Raw genomic sequence first — 19968 nt, forward strand, 5'->3', positions numbered from 1 at the left:
AACATACTAATCAGGTGGTCTTTAGTTGTAAAACGTTTAACGTAACGATCCGAACTGCTTTTTTTTACTGCACTTTTTATGATCTTATCGTCAATTAACGAAATCAGCTGTCCGAAAACAGATTTGCCAGAAAAATAATTACTTTTACTCATCGTATTTTTAGTTGTGGTAAACCAAATCTACGATTACTTTAAAGAAGCCAATAAATTGGCTTCTTTTTTTTTACAGATTTTACCGGACATCAGTGATATAATATGCAACTTTTTTTTGCACATTATATTACTCCTCATTATAATTTAAATCCTTATCAAAACTTTCTTTAAGTTGCGAGAGTGCAAAGATGGCTATTCCACTTAGCAAGACAAGCGTCACAATAGCTGCTGTAATAATTCCCCATTGATTTACTAAAAAGCCGTAGAGAATAGTCGATGGAATTAAAGCACCACGTACAAAGTTGGGGGCTGTAGTCGCCACAGTTGCACGGAGATTTGTTCCAAATTGCTCAGCTGCTATGGTCACAAAAGTTGCCCAATACCCTACCCCTAGTCCCATTAGAAATGCCAGCCACATAAATTTATGCTCTGTAATTCCTTCACTCGTCAAATACCAAACTGATGTCAGAATAATCATGATTTGGCATATAAAGACGACTTTCCTGCGTGATTTGAGCCATTGCGCGAGCAGTCCGGCCATAAAATCCCCAACGGAAATACCCAAGTAAGTAAACAAAACACCTTTTCCTGCGCTTAACAAAACTGGCGCACCCAATGCTTTCCCGATTTCAGGAGATTGAGTCACCAATACTCCTACAACAAACCAAATTGGCAATCCAATACACAGACAATAGATATAGCGTACAATACGTTCTTTGCTAGCAAATAATAGTTTTAAACTTCCCTTTTTAACATGTTCTTGTGTAGCTGTCTTTGCAAATAATCCAGATTCAAACGTGCCGACGCGCATAAATAACAAAAACAAGCCCATTCCGCCGCCGACAAAATAAGCCGTACGCCAATCAAACCACTCGGAAACGAAATACGCCAAGATAGCGCCCAATACACCAACGCCAGCCACGATCATCGTACCATAGCCACGTTTATTTTTCGGCATACTTTCACTGACCAAAGTAATTCCTGCACCCAGTTCACCTGCCAAACCAATCCCTGCAATAAAACGTATAATCGCATAGGTATTGACATCTTGCACAAAACCATTGTAAATATTCGCTAAAGAATACATCAAAATCGAGCCAAACAACACTTTGATGCGCCCATATTTATCGGCTATAACACCCCAAATCAATCCACCTAACAACAAGCCTCCCATCTGCATATTTAAGACAAATTCGCCTTTGCTGCGCATGAGTTCTTCGGGCACACCGATGTCTTGAAAAGATTTAATCCGTACAATAGAAAATATAATGAGGTCGTAAATATCGACGAAGTAGCCAAGTGCGGCTACGGTAACCAACAAAGCGACGTTGCTTTTTCCTTCCATGATTAGGTTAATTAGAACCGAAAGATAGCACACATAATTATTTTAAACAACATATTGCGGATATTTGACGATTGTCCTTGCAATTAATCGTAATTTTGCCACATGAAATTATCGCCATCAAGTCTTAAGTGGGTTTTGCGTACATATCCTCCATTTGTGTTTCAGCGCATCTGGGTGAAGAAAATATACGACAATTTTAGAGGTGCAGAGGTTAAGATTTACAAAAGCTTTTTGAATATCAATTCCAACAAAACAGTTTTTGGAGGAACGATTTTCTCTGCATTAGATCCTATGCATTCTATATTATTGGATCAATTATTCAAGCAGAAAGGTCTCAAAAAAACAGTAGCCTGGTTGAAATCAGCGAAAATTGATTATTTAAAACCTGGAACTACGGATTTAACTTACCGCATTCAATTGGATGAAGATGAGATCAATGAAGCTTTTGAAACAATTAAAGAAAACGGTAAGGTAATTAAAACTTTTACCACTGAAGTCTTTGATATGAAAGGTGTAAAATGTGCGGTTTGCCAAAATGAAATTTATATCCGAGATTTGACATTTGACTTTAGCAAACTAAAGCATTTACACAGAGAAAAAATTAAAACAGCATAAACTGTACACGTATGAAAAAAATTATTCTAGCAGCATTTTTTGGCTTTGCATTATTAAGCAGTTGTCAACAACAATCCACAAAAGATGCCACGGAACACCAGCAATTCGCAGATGAAGCAATCAAAATTCATGATGAGATTATGCCACAGATTTCAAGCTTTGATCGTGCGACATTGAAAATTGATTCTATCTTAGAAAATCTATCTAGTCTAGCACAAAAGGATACAAGCTTGGATACGGCAGTAGTGAAATCAGATTTAGAAGTCTTGAAAAAAAATCTTGAAGATGCTACGGATAATATGATGACTTGGATGAGAGATTACGCGCCTGACAGCACGGATATTGCTTATCAAAAAGCAGAAATTGAAAAAGTAAAAATCATGAAGAAACAATTTGAAGATGTTTCTTTAGAAAGCAATACAAAATTGGGTAAATTTTAATACAATATGGTAAGAAATGTTTTAGCTTTAGCTGCCGCTTCTCTTGTTTTTTTAGCTTGTGAATCTAATTCAAAAAAATTACCGATCATCGGCGATCGCGATACTGTAGAGAAAGTTGTTGATGGAAAAACGGTGATTGACACTATTTATCCAACGATTCCAAGTTTTGAATTTTTGAATCAAGATAGTGTTCTGATAAGTGACAAAAACTTCGACAACAAGATTTATGTAGCTAACTTTTTCTTTACCCACTGCCCAAGTATTTGCCCTACCATGCAACGCAATTTGCTGAAGGCATACACAAAATACAAAGGAAATGAAGGCGTTTCTTTCTTGTCACATAGTATAGATTTCAAGCATGACCATCCACATGTGTTGAAATCTTACGCAATTAAATTGGGGGTTGACAACGATCAATGGCAATTTGTTAACGGCTCTAAAGCTGACATTTATGGTATTTCAGATAAGTATTTAGTTTTCACAAAAGAAGACGAAAATGTAGCTGGTGGCTATGATCATTCGGGTTATTTGGTTTTGATTGATCACAATAAACACATTCGCGGCGTCTATGATGGTACAAGTGAAGAAGAGACGGAAAAACTATTAAAAGATATGGATATCTTATTAGCAGAATATAAATAGAATGAAAATTATTTATACTCTGCTTATTTTTGGCTTGATGATAATTGGATTTTCGCAATTATCATCTTGTCATAATAACAACTTAAATATTCAGACAGCGCAGTATGCTGTCAATGGACAGAAGCTTTACCGCGCACATTGCCAAAATTGTCACGGTGCTAAGGGTGAAGGTCTTGGCAAATTATACCCACCATTGACCGATCAAAAATACCTTAGCGAAAACAGAAATAAACTTGCTAGCTTTATCAAGAACGGTTTATCTGGTGAGATAGTTGTGAATGGCGAGATATACAACCAAGCTATGCCAGCGAATCCTACACTTACCGATTTAGATATTGCCTATATTCTTACTTACGTCACGACACATTTTGGTGATTCTGACTCCACCTTTACCCAAGAAGAAGTTGCTCAGGGATTGAAAGATTATAAATAAATAAAATTCTTTTAATTAAAAAATTACTAATTTTAGTAACATACCTAAAATTATGATATGATTATTAAAAGAAAGAAATGATCTGTTTAATATAATGTTTTTATAGGTATAGCAATTACATCTTTAATTACTTTTACAACTCTTGAAGATGGTGGAGGTTTTGACCTGTATTATATAATTTTTTGCTTTCTTGCTGTATATAATCTTACACTAGCTGTTTACAACTGGAAAACACCCTTAATTACCTTAGGCAATGATAATATTACATTTTATTCCTTCCCAAATAAAAAAACAATACATCAAAGTAAAGACTTAACCATAAAATACAGCGCTGGTGATTATGTATTTATAACTAAAACCAAGAGTATTTACAAGATTACCAAATCTAATATTCCTAATAATCAACTACATGGATTCGAAGAAAGAATAAATAACTTAATAAATAGGACTACTGTTGTCAATAATTTAGTTACGTTATAAAATAAAGAAAGGTTTTCAAACGGGGAGAATGAAAACCTTTACTAACCAATTATAAACCTAAATTATGATAGTACAAATATAAGTGTAATCTTTACACTATGCAAGCGTTTTCGTTGTTTTAACAATTATTTAACACTAGAACTTAAATAGGTCTTTTAATATAACAAGAATTTGACATTCGGGCGTATTTACAATCCTTACATTTGCAACCGAATGAACGTTCAATTTACAGATAAAATAGACAGTATCTTTAAGAGCACTTTGCATCTTATAAAAGATAATGGTTTTCACGGCACACCCATGAGCCAGATTGCCAAACACGCCGATGTTGCCATTGGTACCATTTACCATTATTTCCCATCCAAAGATGAACTAATACTCGCGCTATTTGAATATTGCAGAAAAGAACTGTATTCATACATATTCAAACATGTAAATCAAGACATGACTTACAAAGAGCAGTTCTATTCGGTATTTAGAAGCTTTAGCATGTTTCATATTCATCAACGTGAATATTCATGTTTTTTCGAACAGTTTTACAATTCCCCTTACAACGCCATGTTGCGAGCAAAAGAATCCGAAGATGGTCCATATGCGCAGAATACCTTTATGGATTTTTTAAGACGTGGAATTGAGGAAAACTTCATCAAACCATTGGACGAGAAAATAATCTGCGCAGCATATATTGGTGCAGCCATCACCTACGCAAAAACTATTGTGTATGGTAAAACAGAACATAATGAACAACAATTAACAGATTTGATTGACATCATCTGGACTGGAATAAAAAACAATTAGTTACTATGAAATATAGATTTAAATATCTTCTTCCCCTTTTATTATGTGCTCTTTCGGGCTCGGCGCTAGCGCAGTCGACCACAGAATTAGGAAATAACGCGACGCTAGATGATTTGATTGATTATGCTTTGCGAAACAAAATCGAACTCAAACAAGCGCAATTGGATAAAGAAATAGGCGAAAAAGAAATCGCTTCTGCCCTTTCCGGTTGGTTGCCACAAATTAATGCCACGGGTAGTTATGCCCATACCATTCAGATTCCGACAGTTAATATTGGCGGGAATGACGTTAAAATGGGACAAAAAAATAATAGTGCCTTGACATTTCAAGCCGAACAATCTATAATTAGCCCTCAACTTTTTCAAGCATCCAGAGCTTCTAAATTTGTACGCGAAAGAAATGACTTGAATGTAGAAAGCACTAAAATAAATACGATCGTGGATGTGAGTAAAGCCTATTACGACATCTTGACGAGCGAGGAACAGATTAAAATTATCAGTGAAAATATAGCACGCTTAGAGCGTCAATTGACAGAAGCTAGTTCGCGCTATGAAGTAGGTTTGGTGGATAAAACCGATTTCAAAAGAGCGCAAATTTCATTAAACAATGCTAAAGCAAGTTTAAAATCTGCCATAGAGAATCGTAAGTTTAAATATGATTTCCTTAAATCCATTTTAAATATTCCTACCCAAGAAAATGTGTCCTTGTCTTTTGCTAACCAAAGCATGGAAAGTAATATTTTATTGGATACAGCAGAACTTTTACAAGTTGCTAATAGAGTAGAATTTAAGCAAATCCAAAATTTGCAGGAAATTCAAAAACTGAATACGCAATACCAAAAGTGGAATTTCTTACCACGATTGAATGCTTATGCAAATTACGGTTTGAATTATCGAAATAATGATTTTTCGAATTTGTATAATGACAATATCCCTTCTTCAAATGTAGGTCTGAGTTTGTCTGTTCCAATTTTTCAAGGTGGCAAGCGTATTCACGAAATCCGCAAATCCGAATTGCAAGAAGCGCGTTTAGAATTGGATTTACAGAATTTAGAAAATCAAATCAGTGCACAATATTCCGCAGCGATGGCTTCTTACCGTGCCAATATGAACGAATGGCGTAACGCAAAAGGTAATATGGAACTTTCGGAAGAAGTCTACAATACCATCAAATTGCAATACGACGCAGGCGTCAAAACTTACTTGGAGTTGATGACGGCTGAAACAGACTTAAAAACTGCACAATTAAACTACTTGAATGCCTTATACGCTGTATTAGTTAGCAAACTAGATATTCAAAAAGCGTTGGGAACTGTAAATACAACAAATTAAAACAACCTACTTAGACTATATACACACAATGAATAAAACGCAATTATTTTCGGCTTTAGTAATAAGTTCAGGATTGTTAGCACAATCTTGTAATTCGAATGACAACAAACAACAAGCTGCCCAAGCGCAGCAAGCAGATATGGCTACACCTGTAAGTACAGCTGTAGTGAGTAAAGAAATTGTCACAGGGATTAAAGGCTATCCAGCAAGCGTAGTTGCATTGCAAGAAACAGAAATTCGTGCAGAAGTAACGGGATATATTACAAATATTTATGTAGCAGATGGCGCTTTTGTAAACAAAGGCCAACGTCTCTATGAGATCGATCGTACACGCTACCAAGCTGCAGTAGACCAAGCGAAAGCGAATTTGGCTATTGCAAAAGCAAATTTAGAACGCGTTCAAAAAGATTTGCAACGTTACCAAACCTTAGCAGAGAAAGATGCGATTGCTAAACAAACATTAGATTATGCATTCACGGATGTGAACAACCAAAAAGCACAAGTGCAGGCAGCAGAAGCGGCTTTGACGATGGCGCAAACTAACTTACAACGTTCGGTGATTACAGCTCCATTCTCGGGTAGTGTTGGCATTTCACAAGTAAGAAACGGTGCTTTGGTAAGTGCGGGTTCTACGCTATTAAATACGATTTCATCGACAAATCCTATCGCTGTAGAGTTTCAAATCAATGAAAGAGATATTGCGGAATTCACAAAATTGCAATCAAACGCTTCAGGTTCTGAAATCTATGCGAGCTTACCTGATGGATCACGTTATGCCGAACCAGGTCGTATTTCTACTATTGACCGTGCGGTAGATAGCCAAACAGGTACATTGAAAGTACGTGCATCTTTTGCAAATAATGTGAACACGCTTCGCGCAGGAATGAATACTACGTTGAATGTAGCGAGCACTTCTGCGCAAGAGGAAATTGTGATTCCTTACAAAGCAGTATTTGAACAATTGGGTGTATTCAACGTGTATACAGTTAATGATAGCAGTAAGGTAGAATTGAAACAAGTGAGCCTTGGTAATAAAATCGAGAACAAAGTAGTGATTACTTCTGGTCTTGAGGCAGGTCAAAAAATAGTCTTAGATGGTGCTGCTGCATTACGTCCAGGGACGAAAGTATCCGAAGCTCCAGTTACAAACAAACAATAATATTTGCCAAAACTTTAAATAAAGAAGAATGATTTCAGAAGTATTTATAAAAAGGCCAGTAACCGCGATGGTTATCTCCATATTGATTACAATCATTGGAGCCATCTGTATTACGACCTTACCTATCAGTCAATATCCATCCATTGCGCCGCCTACAGTAACTGTGACGGCAAACTATACGGGTGCTGATGCACAAACTGTGGAGCAGACTGTTACGACACCTATCGAAAGTCAAATCAATGGTACACCGGGCATGATCTACATGTCTTCAAATAGTATGTCTAATGGGCAATCACAGATTACCGTAACTTTTGAAGTAGGAACAGATATTGATATTGCGACGCTGGATGTACAAAACCGTGTCGGTATCGCAGAACCTTCACTTCCCGAAGCCGTACGTCGACTTGGTGTGACTACACGTAAAGCCAATTCCGATATCCTAATGTTGGTTTCATTGGTTTCTCCAAAAGGAACACGTGACGATAAATTTTTAGCCAATTATGCGAGTTTATATGTCAAAGATGCCTTAATGCGTGTAAACGGTGTAGGTGATGTAACAGCATTCGGTCAGCCATTCTCTATGCGTGTTTGGTTGGATGCTAATAAATTAGCGAATCTTAACATGACTCCTGCCGATGTTTCTGCTGCGATTGCGGAGCAAAATATCCGTATTCCCGGCGGTTCGGTAGGTGGTCGTCCACAAGAATCATCTACTGTATTTGAATATCCGGTTATTACGGATTCAGATTTATCAGAAGTCGAAGATTTCGAAAATATTGTTGTTAAAACCAATGTTGATGGCTCGTTAGTCCTGTTACAAGATGTAGCGCGTGTTGAGCTTGGACAATTCAACTACGGAACAACAACCAAAGTAAATGGTTTACGTTCAACGGGTATGATGATTAATCAAACGCCTGGAGGTAATGCTGTACAGACAGCCGAAGGTATTTACCAAACATTGGATAAACTAAAAGAATCATTTCCTGAAGATGTCGATTATGTAATCGGATACGAAACGGTTTCTGTGGTAAATGCGTCTATTGAATCCGTTATCCACACCTTAATTGAAGCCCTATTATTGGTTACAATTGTTGTTTTCTTCTTTTTGCAGAGCTGGAGAGCAACATTGATTCCTGTATTGGCTATCCCTGTATCCATAGTTGGTACATTTATTTTCTTTACCATTTTTGGATTTTCCATCAACAACTTGACAATGCTGGCTTTCGTATTGGCAATTGGTATTGTAGTGGATGATGCAATTGTTGTAGTAGAAGCAGTTCAACATTATATCGACCATTACAAAATGTCTGCTAAAGAAGCGACACGTCGTGCAATGAAAGATATTACAGCACCTGTAATTGCCATTGCCTTGATATTAGCAGCAGTATTTGTTCCCGTTGGATTCATACCTGGAATGGTCGGTCAATTATATCAACAGTTTGCAATTACAATTGCGGTATCTGTAATGTTATCGGCATTTATTGCATTGACATTGACACCAGCATTATGTTCTATAATGTTAAAACCAACTGCTGTAACTAAAGAATCAAGAGGTCTAAATAAATTCTTCTATAAATTCAACTTGTGGTTTGAAAAAGTAACATACAGATATTCGAAGGGTGTTCAAAAAGCAATCAAAGCCGCTCCTCTTATGTTGATTCTGTTACTTTGTATCTTCATCGGTACAGGCTGGATGTTCCAAACAAAACCTACAGGATTTATTCCAACAGAAGATGGTGGTATGTTCTTCGCAGGTGTGACCTTACCTGAAGGTTCTTCGTCAACGCGTACAGAAGCTTTATTGGAAGAATTACAAATTGAATTACGCAAAGATTTTCCTGAAATCAAATACGTAACTTCCATTTCGGGTATCAATATTTTGAATAGATCCTTTAAATCGAATGGTGGCTCATTGTTCGTCTCATTAAAACCTTGGAATGAGCGCACTCGTACTGCAAGTGAAATCACAGGTGCGATTATGGGCAAATATGCTGCTTTTTCCAAAGCTCGTATACTTGCAGTGACTCCTCCAGCTATCCCAGGATTGGGTTCGACAGGTGGTTTCTCGATGCAAATTCAAGATTTACAGACTGTAGATATCAAACAGTTCGAAGCACAAGTAGCTCAATTCTTAGCCGCGGCAAATCAGCGTCCAGAGATTGGCATGGCATATACCCTATTTAATTCGAATTCGCCAAATTACAAATTGGAAGTAAATCGTGAGCAAGCTAAACGTATGGGTGTTCCGATTGCGAATATTTATTCGACTATATCATCTTATTTAGGAAGTAGCTATGTAAATGACTTCACGAAATACGGACGTAATTTCCGTGTGGTAACACAAGCAGATACCGAATATCGTATGAATATTGAGGATATTAATAAATTATATGTCAAAAATGTTCAAGGTAATCCTGTCCCTATGGGCGCATTGGTAAGCTATGAACTTACGACTATGCCTTCCATCATCAACCACTACAATATCTTTAGAAGTATTGATTTATCTGGTAGCGCAGCTCCAGGTTATAGTTCAGGTGATGTAATCAAGGCTTTGGAAGAAGTAGCCGCAGAAACACTTTCTGCAGGTTATGATTACCAATTTTCAGGTTTATCCTTGCAAGAAAAACAATCAGGTTCGAAAACTATACAAATTTTCGCCTTGTGTATTTTGTTCGTATTCTTGCTATTAGCTGCATTATATGAAAGCTGGTCAGTACCATTCTCTATACTCCTTTCTGTACCTTTAGGTATTTTTGGTGCGATTCTGACCTTGATGTTTATTCCATCATTGGATAATAATATTTTCGCACAGATTGGTCTTGTTACGATTATAGGTCTTGCAGCGAAGAATGCCATTTTGATTGTTGAGTTTGCCAAAGAACGCGTGGATATAGGTATGCCTTTGTTGAATGCTACTATAGATGCAGTGAAATTACGTTTGCGACCAATCATAATGACTTCTCTTGCATTTATCTTAGGTATCATTCCATTGATGTTGTCTACTGGTGCAGGAGCTGCCTCACGCCAGACTATTGGTTGGACCGTATTTGGTGGTATGACTGCAGCTACGTTCTTAGCTATTTTCATTGTACCTGTATTATTCGTTGTGATTACACGAGTGGCATATGGAAAGAAAAAGTTAGCTGAATTGGAAGCTTCATTTGATGAAGAAAAGAAAAATCAATTAAGTGCACATTAGGAATATTTTAAAACTATCGAAAAGCCAGCTTAAAAAAGCTGGCTTTTCTGTTGGTAGTTAGATTGAATTAAAATTTTCAAACTCATTATCAAGTAGTTTAAATTCAATACAACTTTTTTCTTTGGCAATGTAAGGGTAAACACTATATTTGCACTGTCGAACAACAAAACAGCTTGCCCAGCTGGCGGAATTGGTAGACGCGTTGGTCTCAAACACCAATATCTTCGGATGTGCCGGTTCGACTCCGGCGCTGGGTACAAGCCTTCTCATTTGAGAAGGCTTTTTTATTTTAAAAACAAATTGTTAAATAAAATTTCAAAAAAAATCGCTAAGATTAAAAATGAATTCTTTACCTTCACGACATCATTAACTAATATAAATTAAATGAATATTAAGTACTCAAAATCGATTTCATTATTCGCAGCATCTGCCTTATTGTTCGCAAGTTGTGCAAGTACAACATTAATAAATACTACTCCTGCTGGAGCGAAGGTTTACCTAGACGGTGAAGCTGTCGGTACTACACCTTATTCGCACAAAGACACCAAAATCGTTGGCACTACGACTACTTTAAAATTAGAGAAAGAAGGTTTTGAGTCCTTTACTACTACATTTTCACGTAGTGAGCAAGCCGATGTAGGTGCTATAGTTGGTGGAGTATTTTTCTTATTTCCATTTTTATGGACAATGAAGTATAAGCCATCACGTACATATGAATTGATTCCAGTGAAGGAAAATGTGCAAACAAAAGAAAATAAATAAAATGATATAAAATATAAGCGTTGTGATTAAGAACTTTACACCTTACACAATGCTTATTCTATATATTTTTTTGCAATTAAAATAGAATAAATATATATTTGCAACGTCGAAAAAGAAACAGCTTGCCCAGCTGGCGGAATTGGTAGACGCGTTGGTCTCAAACACCAATATCTTCGGATGTGCCGGTTCGACTCCGGCGCTGGGTACTAGACCGGATAAGTGATTAAAATGATCATTTATCCGGTTTTTTTCTTTACACAAACCCCTATTAATCAGCAAGATATGACTAGCAACACTATTGATTCTAGTGGTTCGATACTTAGTTCCGTCAAATTCCAATTTTTCAGGAAAAATCGAACCAATAATTGCTCGTTTTGTCTCAATATGCCCTTCTTGATATAAAGAACCTATATTTTCAAGTTTTTGCAAAGCCTTATTCAAAGCGCTATCTATATTCACTTTTTTTGCATCAACGCTAAGTTTCGCTAATTTATCTTCTAAAATTTCTATTTGTTTTTTACACTCATTTTTTATCTCTAAGTATTCCTCATCATCGATAACTTCCGAAAGCAACTTCTTTCTTGCCACATTTAGTTTTGAGTTCATTTGTTCAACTTCTTTTAACAATTCAGACTTTACATCATAGGGGTTTTGAACAAATTTTTTATAATTATCAAGTAATAATTTTCTTGCTATACCATAGACCGTTTTATTCAATTTAAAATTGTGCAGTATATTTTCAAAAATATCATTAGCTAGCTCTGCACGCTTTCTATAGGCACAAGGCGAAGCACAATGATAATAATAGTACCGTTTAGTTCTTCCGGAAGAGGCGCTACCAGTCAAGACCCGCCCACACTCTGGGCAGGAAAGGAAACCTCTTAACGGCAGGTTAGAATCCGTTATAATTTTAATATTAGGTCTAACATTATTTTTAAACCCGTCAATAATAGATTGCACCTTTTCAAACAATTCTTTGTTAACAAGTGCTTCATGCTGCCCTTGCACCAAATGTGCTTCTTCATCTTGGTATTTAGCAACAAAGACTTTCCCATAATAGCAAGGGTTTCTTATGGCAACATGGAAAGCACTTCTACCTATTTTTGTTTGATAGCTTGCATTCATCTTTAACCTTACTTGATTAACAGGATGTATACCTTTTGCTATTTCGTTAAAAGCCCAACGCATAGCAGAGGCTTGTGGTTCCTTCAAGGCTACAAATTTCTTTCCATCCTCCCTACTTCTATTTATATATCCAAATGGCGCTACTCCCATCAACCTGCCCTCTTTACGAGCTCGGCGCATTCCCTGAAAAGTATTAAGAGCTCTCCTATCATTTTCTACTTCTGGAGCTGCTAAATAAATAGCTAGCATCATTTTATTTTCTGGCACTGAAAGATCCAGAGGTTGATCAATAGCTCTAGGTTCAACACCTAGTTTATTAAGTATATTAATCATTTGGTAAGCATCACCAGCATTACGGCTAAATCGATCCCATTTAGTAAATATGACAAGATTAATTTTTGAACATTTAGCTTTTAGATTAGTCAACATTTTACTCCATTCAGGACGATTGAAAGTTTTGGCTGAATGATCTTCATAAATTACTTGGTCAACAGCTATATCATTATTTAAACAGTACTTTCTAAGTCGTTCTTCTTGATCTCGTTGTGAATATCCTTTATCGGCTTGTTCATCCGTAGATACACGGATATAGATGCATGCTCTTTTCATGGCTATATATAATTGGAAAGGTAGTATAATTAGTAATGGATTAACTAAGTTACAAATTAATCACCTATAAATCAAAGGATTCATTAATCACTAATAATACATATGTAGTCAAAAAATCTAATATTTCTTGCGCTTCATCCCGAGTTAATTCAACGCCATCCTTCTGAAATAATCTAATTACTTCATCAATTGACATCTTTTTTAACTCCTTAGTTATTTTCATTTTTGAACTACTATTTATCCTAAAATAATTTTAGAAGATTGAAAAATAGTAAAACTGGCCTTCTATGGAAGGCTTTGTCATAGTTCACACAAAGGATTCATAAACAATTAGATCAATTATTATATTTTCATAAAATATTAATTGAAGCAAAAAAGCATCGTCTAACACCTTTGTGTAAATACAATTAATAAACCGATTAAGATTAATCGGTTTATTAAAAAAATAAAGTGAACTATTTAAAAGTCTCCTTCATCTTTAAAAGAATAATAATTATCAGTCGTTAGAATAATATGATCCAATAATTGAATATCTAATACTTTTCCAGCATCATTTATTTTAGCAGTAAGCAATCTATCTGCTGTACTAGGTTGTAAAGTACCTGATGGATGATTATGTGCCACAGCTATTCGGGTAGCTTTACAAAGCAATGCTGATGACATAATTAAACGCATATCTACCATCACCGTATCCAAACCTCCATCAGCAATTTTACGATAACCAACTACATCAAGTTTTTGATTAAAATATAAAGCATAAAAACTTTCACGAATTTCAAATTCATCAGCATCCCAGATTAATCTAAAAGCATTGCTCATCAATCGAGAATTATTAACAACACTAAAATCTACAATAGAAAGTTTAGCATTTCTGTGGTAACTAAGTTTAAGCTCATTAGCGATAAAGTTCCTTTTCATAACGTATGTTTATTAAGTAAAAAAATGAATTAACGCTATCTTGTAACGAGCTAAAGATTAACTAAACAAAAGAAAAAAGGAACAAAAATGACGAAGTGAAGGAGGCTCCATTTATTAAATGGATACCCATTTTTTTACTGTTTTATTGGGTGAGATGGATTAGTGGGGAGTGTGTTAATCTTGCGAAGTATCTTTGCGGACAAATTGATTTATTCTACGTCTCTATCCATAGTTTCATAAAAAAGAAATTGTATCCACATTAAACAAGTCTAGAAAAAACGTAATAGATTATACAAAAGAGCAGTACAAATTTTCCAATCTATTTTCTACGTTGAACTGGAGAATTAAAGCTATCGCGTATAAATTGATGGACATCAGATAGTTTATAGTACAATTTACCACTTATGGTATAATATGGGATTTTTCCAGTTGATCGATACCGTTGTAAGGAGCGATGGCTAATTTTCAACATCTGTAAAAGGTCTTGATTATCTAAAAGTTCTTCGCCATCGATAGAATTTCTACCTTTTTGCATATCGGATATGTTTTCTTTCAATAGATCAAAGCGTTCCAAAATGCGTTCCATCCAAGCTATAAATTCCATTCTATCAATATTCATAATATCAGTATTTAAAAGGTTTTACAAAAAGAATCTTGGTTTAATCAATCTTGATTCTTATAAAATAAAACTACGAATACAATACATTAAATATTCATGATGACAGTAAATGGCACATTTTGGCATTTATATGCGTCAAAATGTGCCACAAAAAATATTTCTAATCCAATTGGAAATATAGAATCAAGATTAGAAACGTCCCCTATTTTTACTTTGTTGAAGGGCATTAATTAAATCCACTTTGTAATAATAGTGCCTACCGCCTATTATCCGTGGCTTAAGTTCTCCTTTTCGAACCAAGCGATAATACGTTCTTCTAGATATGTGGAGATATACTAGCACATCTTCAACTTGAAGTAACAACTCTTTGTTCTCAGGTAATTTACCATGACAGATGATAATCAGCTGATCATAGATTTTGGTTAATAACTTCACTAATACAACTCTAAATTCCATAGGTTCTGCTCATTAAAACTGAGATCAGATTTAAGTATTAAACTCAGTAAGTAAATCAATTGAGAGTACTAAGCCATGAAAACAAGATTTTATGTTTTCTACTCCCTTGTATTAATAATTAAGCGCCTATATTTCCCCTATTTTCTTTAATCCATAATTTAACTTGCTTTTTATAAGCCCTACCGACAAACAAATTAGGCTTATCGTCAGCTTGATTATGAGCATTGGGTTCATAAAAAATTTTACATTCTTGATATTTAGATTCTAACTCCTGATCAATAATTATAGAGTCTTCATTATTCTCTCTTTTCATATCTTTGATATAAAAGACATTTACCCAAGTCCATCGATTAATTTGCATAAGTGTTTCTTCTTGTACAAAAAGATCAATTATTCTTGGATCTGAAATAAACACCTCACAAGTACCATCGTCCCGAAATAAAACAGTATTATTTTTACGTTTTCTAATTAAAACAACATGAAGTAACATCTCTGCTAACTCACGCTTCAAAAACATTTGATCTTCAGGGTATAATTTTGAATCAGAATTTAGTGATTCATCTAATTTATCATGGGGTTTTGAGCTTTCTTCAGCTAAAACTAGTTTAGGAGAAAGGCTATTAGCATTCACCTGCACTTCTTGGTAGCGTTTAAAAAAATATAATGCAACAAATCCAATTGTTGTGCCATACAAAATAATCATTAATATAAAGTACTCCGTATCTAGATAGCCGCTATCATTAAAGTTTAAGCCCCATAAGCTAAATAGTTGTTTCAGGAAAAATAGAACCAACACACTTGGGATCCATACGCCAAATAGCAAGCGTAGTATTAAAAAGACAAAAATTGAATACTTTGATGAATGCTGTATTCTTCGATTGAGATATTCAGAATACCTAAAATAGCCATAAAAAAAAACAGCTCCTAAAATGAGCATTAGCCAAAATTGGCCACTAGTTATAACTTGAGATAGGTGAATAGTCTGTCTTGCCATTAAGATATAATAAGACAGGATAAATGCTACAAATATCAAAATAATCGTTTTTACTGGGGCTGTAATAAACTTCATAAATAGCTGACAAATGGTAAATATTAGGAATATACCAAATTCCAATTTTATCACAAAATGCAGCACTAATAATTGATACTAAAACCTTTATAAAATAATGCAGTTGGGGGAAATTTTCCCCAACTGCATTATTTAGAAACTAAGTATTTGAGATACGTAAAGAAATGTATTTCGGGAATAAAAGATGTTCTTCAACCATATTTCAACTTCCATACGTACAAAACCTCAAATAAGAGCCTGTAGATTTGTAGTTCTAACAAAAACATAAAAATATGGAAAAACAACCTTTAACAAATCTAGGCATTGCGACATTGATCGCAAACCTGTATGCATTAACACAAGAAGACTTAAATGCTGAAATTGATACAATAACTTTAGATTTTGATTCTTGGATAATAACTCACATCGACTTAGATCAATCACAGCAGGATTACCTATCCAATCTACCTCTTGATTTTAAAGAAAACTTGAAACTGAAATTCATCAATAATTTAGTAGAGCGGGCTCCAATTGTTTTTACAAAAGCAGAAAATGACAATAAACTACGAAGTAACGCTGAAGGGCGAGGTAAACTATTTGGTGTAGATCAAAAAAACAGATCGAGCTACTCTAGTGATCTTGGTGTAATTACCGACGACACGTTATATGTTTCAATAAGTTATTCAAAATAGCTAAAGCAATATTTCCCCTTAATAACAATAGGAAGTCTAAGCACCTTCCTATTGTATTTATCATTCGAACAACCTATTAACTAGTCTTTAGATGGCAACTATAAGAAACAATAATCCTACCTTCTTAACGCTTTTAGCCTTTTGGAACAAACATTGTAAAATAGATGAGTCACATATTCATTGGTTAAAGATGAATATTGAGCTAATAGAGCATTTACCTAAAGGCAAAACAGTCTATATAGAGGGCGATCGACAAAAGAGTTTATACTTTGTCAGCCGTGGTATACTTGCAAGGATAAGGTATGATGACAAATTCAAGATTCACATTCTAAGTTTAGCATTTCCAGCGATGGCATTAATGAGTACTTCTCATCTTTACAGCAACACAGCATCCCCTGGTAACATAATTGCCTTACATGCCAACACAAGTATTATCAAAATATCGTATTCATCGATTAAGGAAACAAGACAGAGCATTCCAGAGGTAGCTACACTCATTAGTATCCTAAACAATAAGAAAAAAAAGCAGCTATTACAATTGCGTATTCTCACAAGCATAAAAAATCCTATTGAAAGATATCTTTATTTTTCAGAACACCTTCAAGAGATTAAAAATGCCCTTACGCATAAAGAGGTTGCACAGCTTTTGGGAATTTCTACAAACTCCATATTTCGAGCGTCTATTAAATGGAGAAATAGGTAAAGTACCTTAAAATAACTCCAATAGAGGGTATCATTTTCTCATAAAACAGTTTAGAAATTTGAATTAAACTACTTATTCAAATTCAAACAGGTCAAAACTATGAGAAGATTAACACTTATCCTTCAAGGTATAACGATACTTTTATTATTTCTATGGATTCCTGTATCTATAAATAAGGTTTTAGCATTCGATACATTTAGCCTGAGTATAAGCAGACAGCCTATACCCCCATTCACCTCTAAAATTGCTATTTACACTATTCCTATTTTAGAAATATTAACCTGCTTATTACTCATCACGTCCAAATATCGCCTTTGGGGATTTATACTTTCTACTTTACTTATGGGGATATTTTCAGGCTATATAGCTTTAGCATTATTAGATACTTGGAAAAACCTACCCTGTGCTTGCGGTTTAATAATCTTCAATCTAGGATGGACTGAGCATTTACTGTTTAATTTAGTATTCCTGATTATTAGCCTATTGGGGCTCATACTACAGTTAAAGCTCCTAAAAAAGAGAAAGACACCTTCCTATAACAAAACTACATACAACTAAATATAAAAAATCGGATTCTGGATTTTAGAAAAATCTAGATAAAGGGCAGTGCCAGCCAAAGTGCATTTCAAATTATCCAATACTATTCCTCTTGGCATCGTACTAAAAAAAAGAGGCATATCGGATAAAAACAGATTGGCCTAAGCCAATCTACATACTTACTTACCATATAAAATTTAAAAAACATGAAAAACTTAAAAAACTATGCAATGGCTTTGGTAGCCTTATTCATTGCAGCAACAAGCCTAACGTTGATGTCGTTTGTAAACAAACAAAAGCAAACAGAGCTAGAATGGTTTTCCGTAGATCCTTCGGGTAGTATATCAAATACCCCAATGTCAGGACCTCCTAGTGGAGACTGTTCTATAGAGGTTCAAGAAAACTTTTGTGCTGTAGAACTTCCGGAAGATCACAGTTATACCAACATTTCTGTAGTTCCAAACAGCTACCAAAAAGCTGGACGTGTGGAATAACTAAAAATGAGCGAGTTACACCCGTTGGTAACTCGCTTATGCTAATTCTGTTCATAACCTCCTAGCTTTACTACCTCAGGGGGAAGCGGAAAAACCCATTGCGGACTACCTTTCCGTAAAACATACTCCTTATCACCAAGTATTCTTCTAAGCAACAAAGATTCATCATCAGAACGTTTCAAATCTGACCATCTCCTTCCTCTAAAAATCAGTTCTTTTCTACGTTCACTCGATATTTTATTCAATAATTCTTGTTGATTTATACCTCCGTTTATAGGTACATAAGTATTCGTCTTATAACGATTCATTAACAGTAAATTCATATCAGATACAGCTTGATCAATGTTCATAAGTCGAGTATTACACTCTGCTCTAACTAAGAGCATTTCTGCTGTTGTCACACCTGAAAACATCACTGTTGTAGTACCTGAATAATGCCCTTTAAAAGTATAATACTGACCCACTGGGCGAAAAAAAGCTGATTTTCGTAAATCATTTGCAGTATAGGAGTCATAAAGATTTGTATCTACACATAGACGTACTGTACTTAAAATCGCAGCATTAGACATGTGTGTATAGTGCAAAACTTCTTTATTTCCTTGTGTATACACTGGAAAAGGTATAGTTGCGTTTACATTAATATCGTTATAATTTATCAGGTTTGAGTTCAATGTAATGACGGAGTCTGCATTCAATTTTGCCTGTAGATAGTCTTTCTTTTGTAAGTATACATTTGACAACATAGCCCATGCTGCCAGTTTATTCGGTCTAGTATTAACAGCTACCTGCTCTGGTAAATTTAAAGCGGCTATTTTTAAGTCCGAAACGATCTGCTCGTAGGTCCGATGTAAATTTGAACGAGATAACTTTTCATTGATATTAGAAGAGAGCTTTAACGGTAACCCTAATGATGAGGAGGCTGTTAGTTCATTAAACTGTTTACAATATAATTGTGAGAGAATAAAAAAATTAAGGCCTCTATAATAATAAGCTGCACCTAAAATTTCTTGATAAAGACCCCTGTTTAATTCATTTTTAGTGATTTTTTCTAAACCTTCTATAACAAGATTAGCATGTAAAATTTTTTCATAAGCTCTATTCCAATCCTCTCCTTTCTCTCCTTGATACACATCATCAGCCCAGATATAAGCATTCTTATGTACAGCATTTGACAAACCATTCCATTGATCAACACTGATAAAATAATCATCCGAAGCTATCTCTCCCAGTAGATATGAGTAATAGTATGTCAAATTATTGTGATCCAATATAGCCTGATAATCTATTAAAGCAGAAGGAATTACTTGAGATTTGTCTCTTTTTACATCTAAAAAATCCTTCATACAAGAAGTGAAAAAAAGTATTATGCTAAATGATACTATATTATATATCTTGTGTTTTTTCATACCGT

At 35.0% G+C, this 19968-nt stretch carries 20 protein-coding genes, 2 tRNA genes and 1 pseudogene; 15 read left to right on the forward strand and 8 right to left on the reverse strand.

The features are described from left to right. Together FLS47_RS19025 and FLS47_RS10035 are read right to left on the reverse strand one after the other, a co-directional pair. A partial coding sequence (locus FLS47_RS19025) for a DUF4372 domain-containing protein (protein ID WP_149914244.1) occupies positions 1-152 on the reverse strand: 152 nt, incomplete at its 3' end. A gap of 127 nt (positions 153-279) precedes the next feature. Continuing rightward, a complete protein-coding gene (locus FLS47_RS10035; RefSeq protein ID WP_149914245.1) occupies positions 280-1497 on the reverse strand; it encodes an MFS transporter in 1218 nt (405 codons plus the stop codon). 102 nt (positions 1498-1599) lie between these two features. On the opposite strand from FLS47_RS10035, the gene FLS47_RS10040 reads away from it, so the two are divergent. The 11 genes from FLS47_RS10040 (at position 1600) to FLS47_RS10090 (ending at position 11562) form a co-directional block, all read left to right on the forward strand. Beyond that, on the forward strand, positions 1600-2112 hold the full coding sequence (locus FLS47_RS10040; protein WP_149914246.1) for a YiiD C-terminal domain-containing protein: 513 nt from the start codon (positions 1600-1602) through the stop codon (positions 2110-2112). Positions 2113-2123: 11 nt separating this feature from the next. Next, complete coding sequence (locus FLS47_RS10045; RefSeq protein WP_149914247.1) at positions 2124-2552, forward strand: transposase; 429 nt, start codon at positions 2124-2126, stop codon at positions 2550-2552. 6 nt (positions 2553-2558) lie between these two features. Then, on the forward strand, positions 2559-3194 hold the full coding sequence (locus FLS47_RS10050; RefSeq protein WP_149914248.1) for an SCO family protein: 636 nt from the start codon (positions 2559-2561) through the stop codon (positions 3192-3194). 1 nt (position 3195) lies between these two features. Next, the gene (locus tag FLS47_RS10055) at positions 3196-3627 is read left to right on the forward strand and encodes a c-type cytochrome (RefSeq protein ID WP_223225222.1); all 432 of its coding nucleotides are present in this window, start codon (positions 3196-3198) and stop codon (positions 3625-3627) included. Positions 3628-4320: 693 nt separating this feature from the next. Then, the gene (locus tag FLS47_RS10060) at positions 4321-4905 is read left to right on the forward strand and encodes a TetR/AcrR family transcriptional regulator (RefSeq protein ID WP_149914249.1); all 585 of its coding nucleotides are present in this window, start codon (positions 4321-4323) and stop codon (positions 4903-4905) included. A 5-nt stretch (positions 4906-4910) separates the two neighbouring features. Then, positions 4911-6236, forward strand: coding sequence for a TolC family protein (locus tag FLS47_RS10065; RefSeq protein WP_149914250.1), 1326 nt, complete (start codon positions 4911-4913; stop codon positions 6234-6236). Between the two features lie 28 nt (positions 6237-6264). After that, positions 6265-7395, forward strand: a complete 1131-nt coding sequence (locus FLS47_RS10070; RefSeq protein WP_149914251.1) for an efflux RND transporter periplasmic adaptor subunit — start codon at positions 6265-6267, stop codon at positions 7393-7395. A 28-nt stretch (positions 7396-7423) separates the two neighbouring features. Further along, positions 7424-10594: an efflux RND transporter permease subunit gene (locus tag FLS47_RS10075; RefSeq protein ID WP_149914252.1), complete on the forward strand. Its 3171-nt coding sequence runs from the start codon at positions 7424-7426 to the stop codon at positions 10592-10594. Positions 10595-10769: 175 nt separating this feature from the next. Then, positions 10770-10851 (forward strand) — tRNA-Leu (locus tag FLS47_RS10080). Positions 10852-10978: 127 nt separating this feature from the next. After that, the gene (locus FLS47_RS10085; RefSeq protein ID WP_149914253.1) at positions 10979-11356 is read left to right on the forward strand and encodes a PEGA domain-containing protein; all 378 of its coding nucleotides are present in this window, start codon (positions 10979-10981) and stop codon (positions 11354-11356) included. 124 nt (positions 11357-11480) lie between these two features. Beyond that, positions 11481-11562, forward strand: a tRNA-Leu gene (locus FLS47_RS10090). 748 nt (positions 11563-12310) lie between these two features. Here the strand turns inward: FLS47_RS10090 and FLS47_RS18535 are convergent. The 5 genes and pseudogenes from FLS47_RS18535 to FLS47_RS10115 all read right to left on the reverse strand — a co-directional run. Then, positions 12311-13090 (reverse strand): annotated as a pseudogene (locus FLS47_RS18535) (recombinase family protein); the annotation flags it as partial. A 459-nt stretch (positions 13091-13549) separates the two neighbouring features. Further along, positions 13550-14008: a JAB domain-containing protein gene (locus tag FLS47_RS10100; protein ID WP_223225223.1), complete on the reverse strand. Its 459-nt coding sequence runs from the start codon at positions 14006-14008 to the stop codon at positions 13550-13552. A gap of 319 nt (positions 14009-14327) precedes the next feature. Then, positions 14328-14627, reverse strand: a complete 300-nt coding sequence (locus tag FLS47_RS10105; RefSeq protein WP_149914254.1) for a helix-turn-helix domain-containing protein — start codon at positions 14625-14627, stop codon at positions 14328-14330. Positions 14628-14816: 189 nt separating this feature from the next. Further along, a complete protein-coding gene (locus FLS47_RS19030; RefSeq protein WP_149914255.1) occupies positions 14817-15083 on the reverse strand; it encodes a helix-turn-helix transcriptional regulator in 267 nt (88 codons plus the stop codon). A 118-nt stretch (positions 15084-15201) separates the two neighbouring features. Then, the gene (locus FLS47_RS10115) at positions 15202-16152 is read right to left on the reverse strand and encodes a hypothetical protein (protein WP_149914256.1); all 951 of its coding nucleotides are present in this window, start codon (positions 16150-16152) and stop codon (positions 15202-15204) included. Between the two features lie 272 nt (positions 16153-16424). Here FLS47_RS10115 and FLS47_RS10120 point away from each other — a divergent pair, with 272 nt between their 5' ends. The 4 genes from FLS47_RS10120 (at position 16425) to FLS47_RS10130 (ending at position 18557) form a co-directional block, all read left to right on the forward strand. Next, on the forward strand, positions 16425-16823 hold the full coding sequence (locus FLS47_RS10120; RefSeq protein ID WP_149914257.1) for a hypothetical protein: 399 nt from the start codon (positions 16425-16427) through the stop codon (positions 16821-16823). Between the two features lie 91 nt (positions 16824-16914). Continuing rightward, positions 16915-17526, forward strand: coding sequence for a Crp/Fnr family transcriptional regulator (locus tag FLS47_RS10125; RefSeq protein ID WP_149914258.1), 612 nt, complete (start codon positions 16915-16917; stop codon positions 17524-17526). Positions 17527-17625: 99 nt separating this feature from the next. Then, positions 17626-18084: a MauE/DoxX family redox-associated membrane protein gene (locus tag FLS47_RS19035; RefSeq protein ID WP_394349524.1), complete on the forward strand. Its 459-nt coding sequence runs from the start codon at positions 17626-17628 to the stop codon at positions 18082-18084. Positions 18085-18269: 185 nt separating this feature from the next. After that, positions 18270-18557, forward strand: a complete 288-nt coding sequence (locus FLS47_RS10130) for a hypothetical protein (RefSeq protein ID WP_149914259.1) — start codon at positions 18270-18272, stop codon at positions 18555-18557. A 41-nt stretch (positions 18558-18598) separates the two neighbouring features. Here the strand turns inward: FLS47_RS10130 and FLS47_RS10135 are convergent, their stop codons facing one another. After that, positions 18599-19963, reverse strand: coding sequence for a RagB/SusD family nutrient uptake outer membrane protein (locus tag FLS47_RS10135; RefSeq protein WP_149914260.1), 1365 nt, complete (start codon positions 19961-19963; stop codon positions 18599-18601). Positions 19964-19968 lie beyond the last annotated feature (5 nt).

Source organism: Sphingobacterium cavernae, from assembly GCF_008520265.1.
GTDB classification, from domain to species: domain Bacteria; phylum Bacteroidota; class Bacteroidia; order Sphingobacteriales; family Sphingobacteriaceae; genus Sphingobacterium; species Sphingobacterium cavernae.

Excerpts from the sequence above, each read along its gene's own strand:
- FLS47_RS10120 (WP_149914257.1), top strand. The coding sequence starts at position 16,425 with ATGGAAAAACAACCTTTAACAAATCTAGGCATTGCGACATTGATCGCA.
- FLS47_RS19030 (WP_149914255.1), bottom strand. The coding sequence starts at position 15,083 with ATGGAATTTAGAGTTGTATTAGTGAAGTTATTAACCAAAATCTATGAT.
- FLS47_RS10075 (WP_149914252.1), top strand. The coding sequence starts at position 7,424 with ATGATTTCAGAAGTATTTATAAAAAGGCCAGTAACCGCGATGGTTATC.
- FLS47_RS10065 (WP_149914250.1), top strand. The coding sequence starts at position 4,911 with ATGAAATATAGATTTAAATATCTTCTTCCCCTTTTATTATGTGCTCTT.
- FLS47_RS10040 (WP_149914246.1), top strand. The coding sequence starts at position 1,600 with ATGAAATTATCGCCATCAAGTCTTAAGTGGGTTTTGCGTACATATCCT.
- FLS47_RS10070 (WP_149914251.1), top strand. The coding sequence starts at position 6,265 with ATGAATAAAACGCAATTATTTTCGGCTTTAGTAATAAGTTCAGGATTG.
- FLS47_RS19035 (WP_394349524.1), top strand. The coding sequence starts at position 17,626 with ATGAGAAGATTAACACTTATCCTTCAAGGTATAACGATACTTTTATTA.
- FLS47_RS10135 (WP_149914260.1), bottom strand. The coding sequence starts at position 19,963 with ATGAAAAAACACAAGATATATAATATAGTATCATTTAGCATAATACTT.
- FLS47_RS10035 (WP_149914245.1), bottom strand. The coding sequence starts at position 1,497 with ATGGAAGGAAAAAGCAACGTCGCTTTGTTGGTTACCGTAGCCGCACTT.
- FLS47_RS10125 (WP_149914258.1), top strand. The coding sequence starts at position 16,915 with ATGGCAACTATAAGAAACAATAATCCTACCTTCTTAACGCTTTTAGCC.
- FLS47_RS10130 (WP_149914259.1), top strand. The coding sequence starts at position 18,270 with ATGAAAAACTTAAAAAACTATGCAATGGCTTTGGTAGCCTTATTCATT.
- FLS47_RS10105 (WP_149914254.1), bottom strand. The coding sequence starts at position 14,627 with ATGAATATTGATAGAATGGAATTTATAGCTTGGATGGAACGCATTTTG.
- FLS47_RS10055 (WP_223225222.1), top strand. The coding sequence starts at position 3,196 with ATGAAAATTATTTATACTCTGCTTATTTTTGGCTTGATGATAATTGGA.
- FLS47_RS10115 (WP_149914256.1), bottom strand. The coding sequence starts at position 16,152 with ATGAAGTTTATTACAGCCCCAGTAAAAACGATTATTTTGATATTTGTA.
- FLS47_RS10060 (WP_149914249.1), top strand. The coding sequence starts at position 4,321 with ATGAACGTTCAATTTACAGATAAAATAGACAGTATCTTTAAGAGCACT.
- FLS47_RS10100 (WP_223225223.1), bottom strand. The coding sequence starts at position 14,008 with ATGAAAAGGAACTTTATCGCTAATGAGCTTAAACTTAGTTACCACAGA.
- FLS47_RS10085 (WP_149914253.1), top strand. The coding sequence starts at position 10,979 with ATGAATATTAAGTACTCAAAATCGATTTCATTATTCGCAGCATCTGCC.
- FLS47_RS10050 (WP_149914248.1), top strand. The coding sequence starts at position 2,559 with ATGGTAAGAAATGTTTTAGCTTTAGCTGCCGCTTCTCTTGTTTTTTTA.
- FLS47_RS10045 (WP_149914247.1), top strand. The coding sequence starts at position 2,124 with ATGAAAAAAATTATTCTAGCAGCATTTTTTGGCTTTGCATTATTAAGC.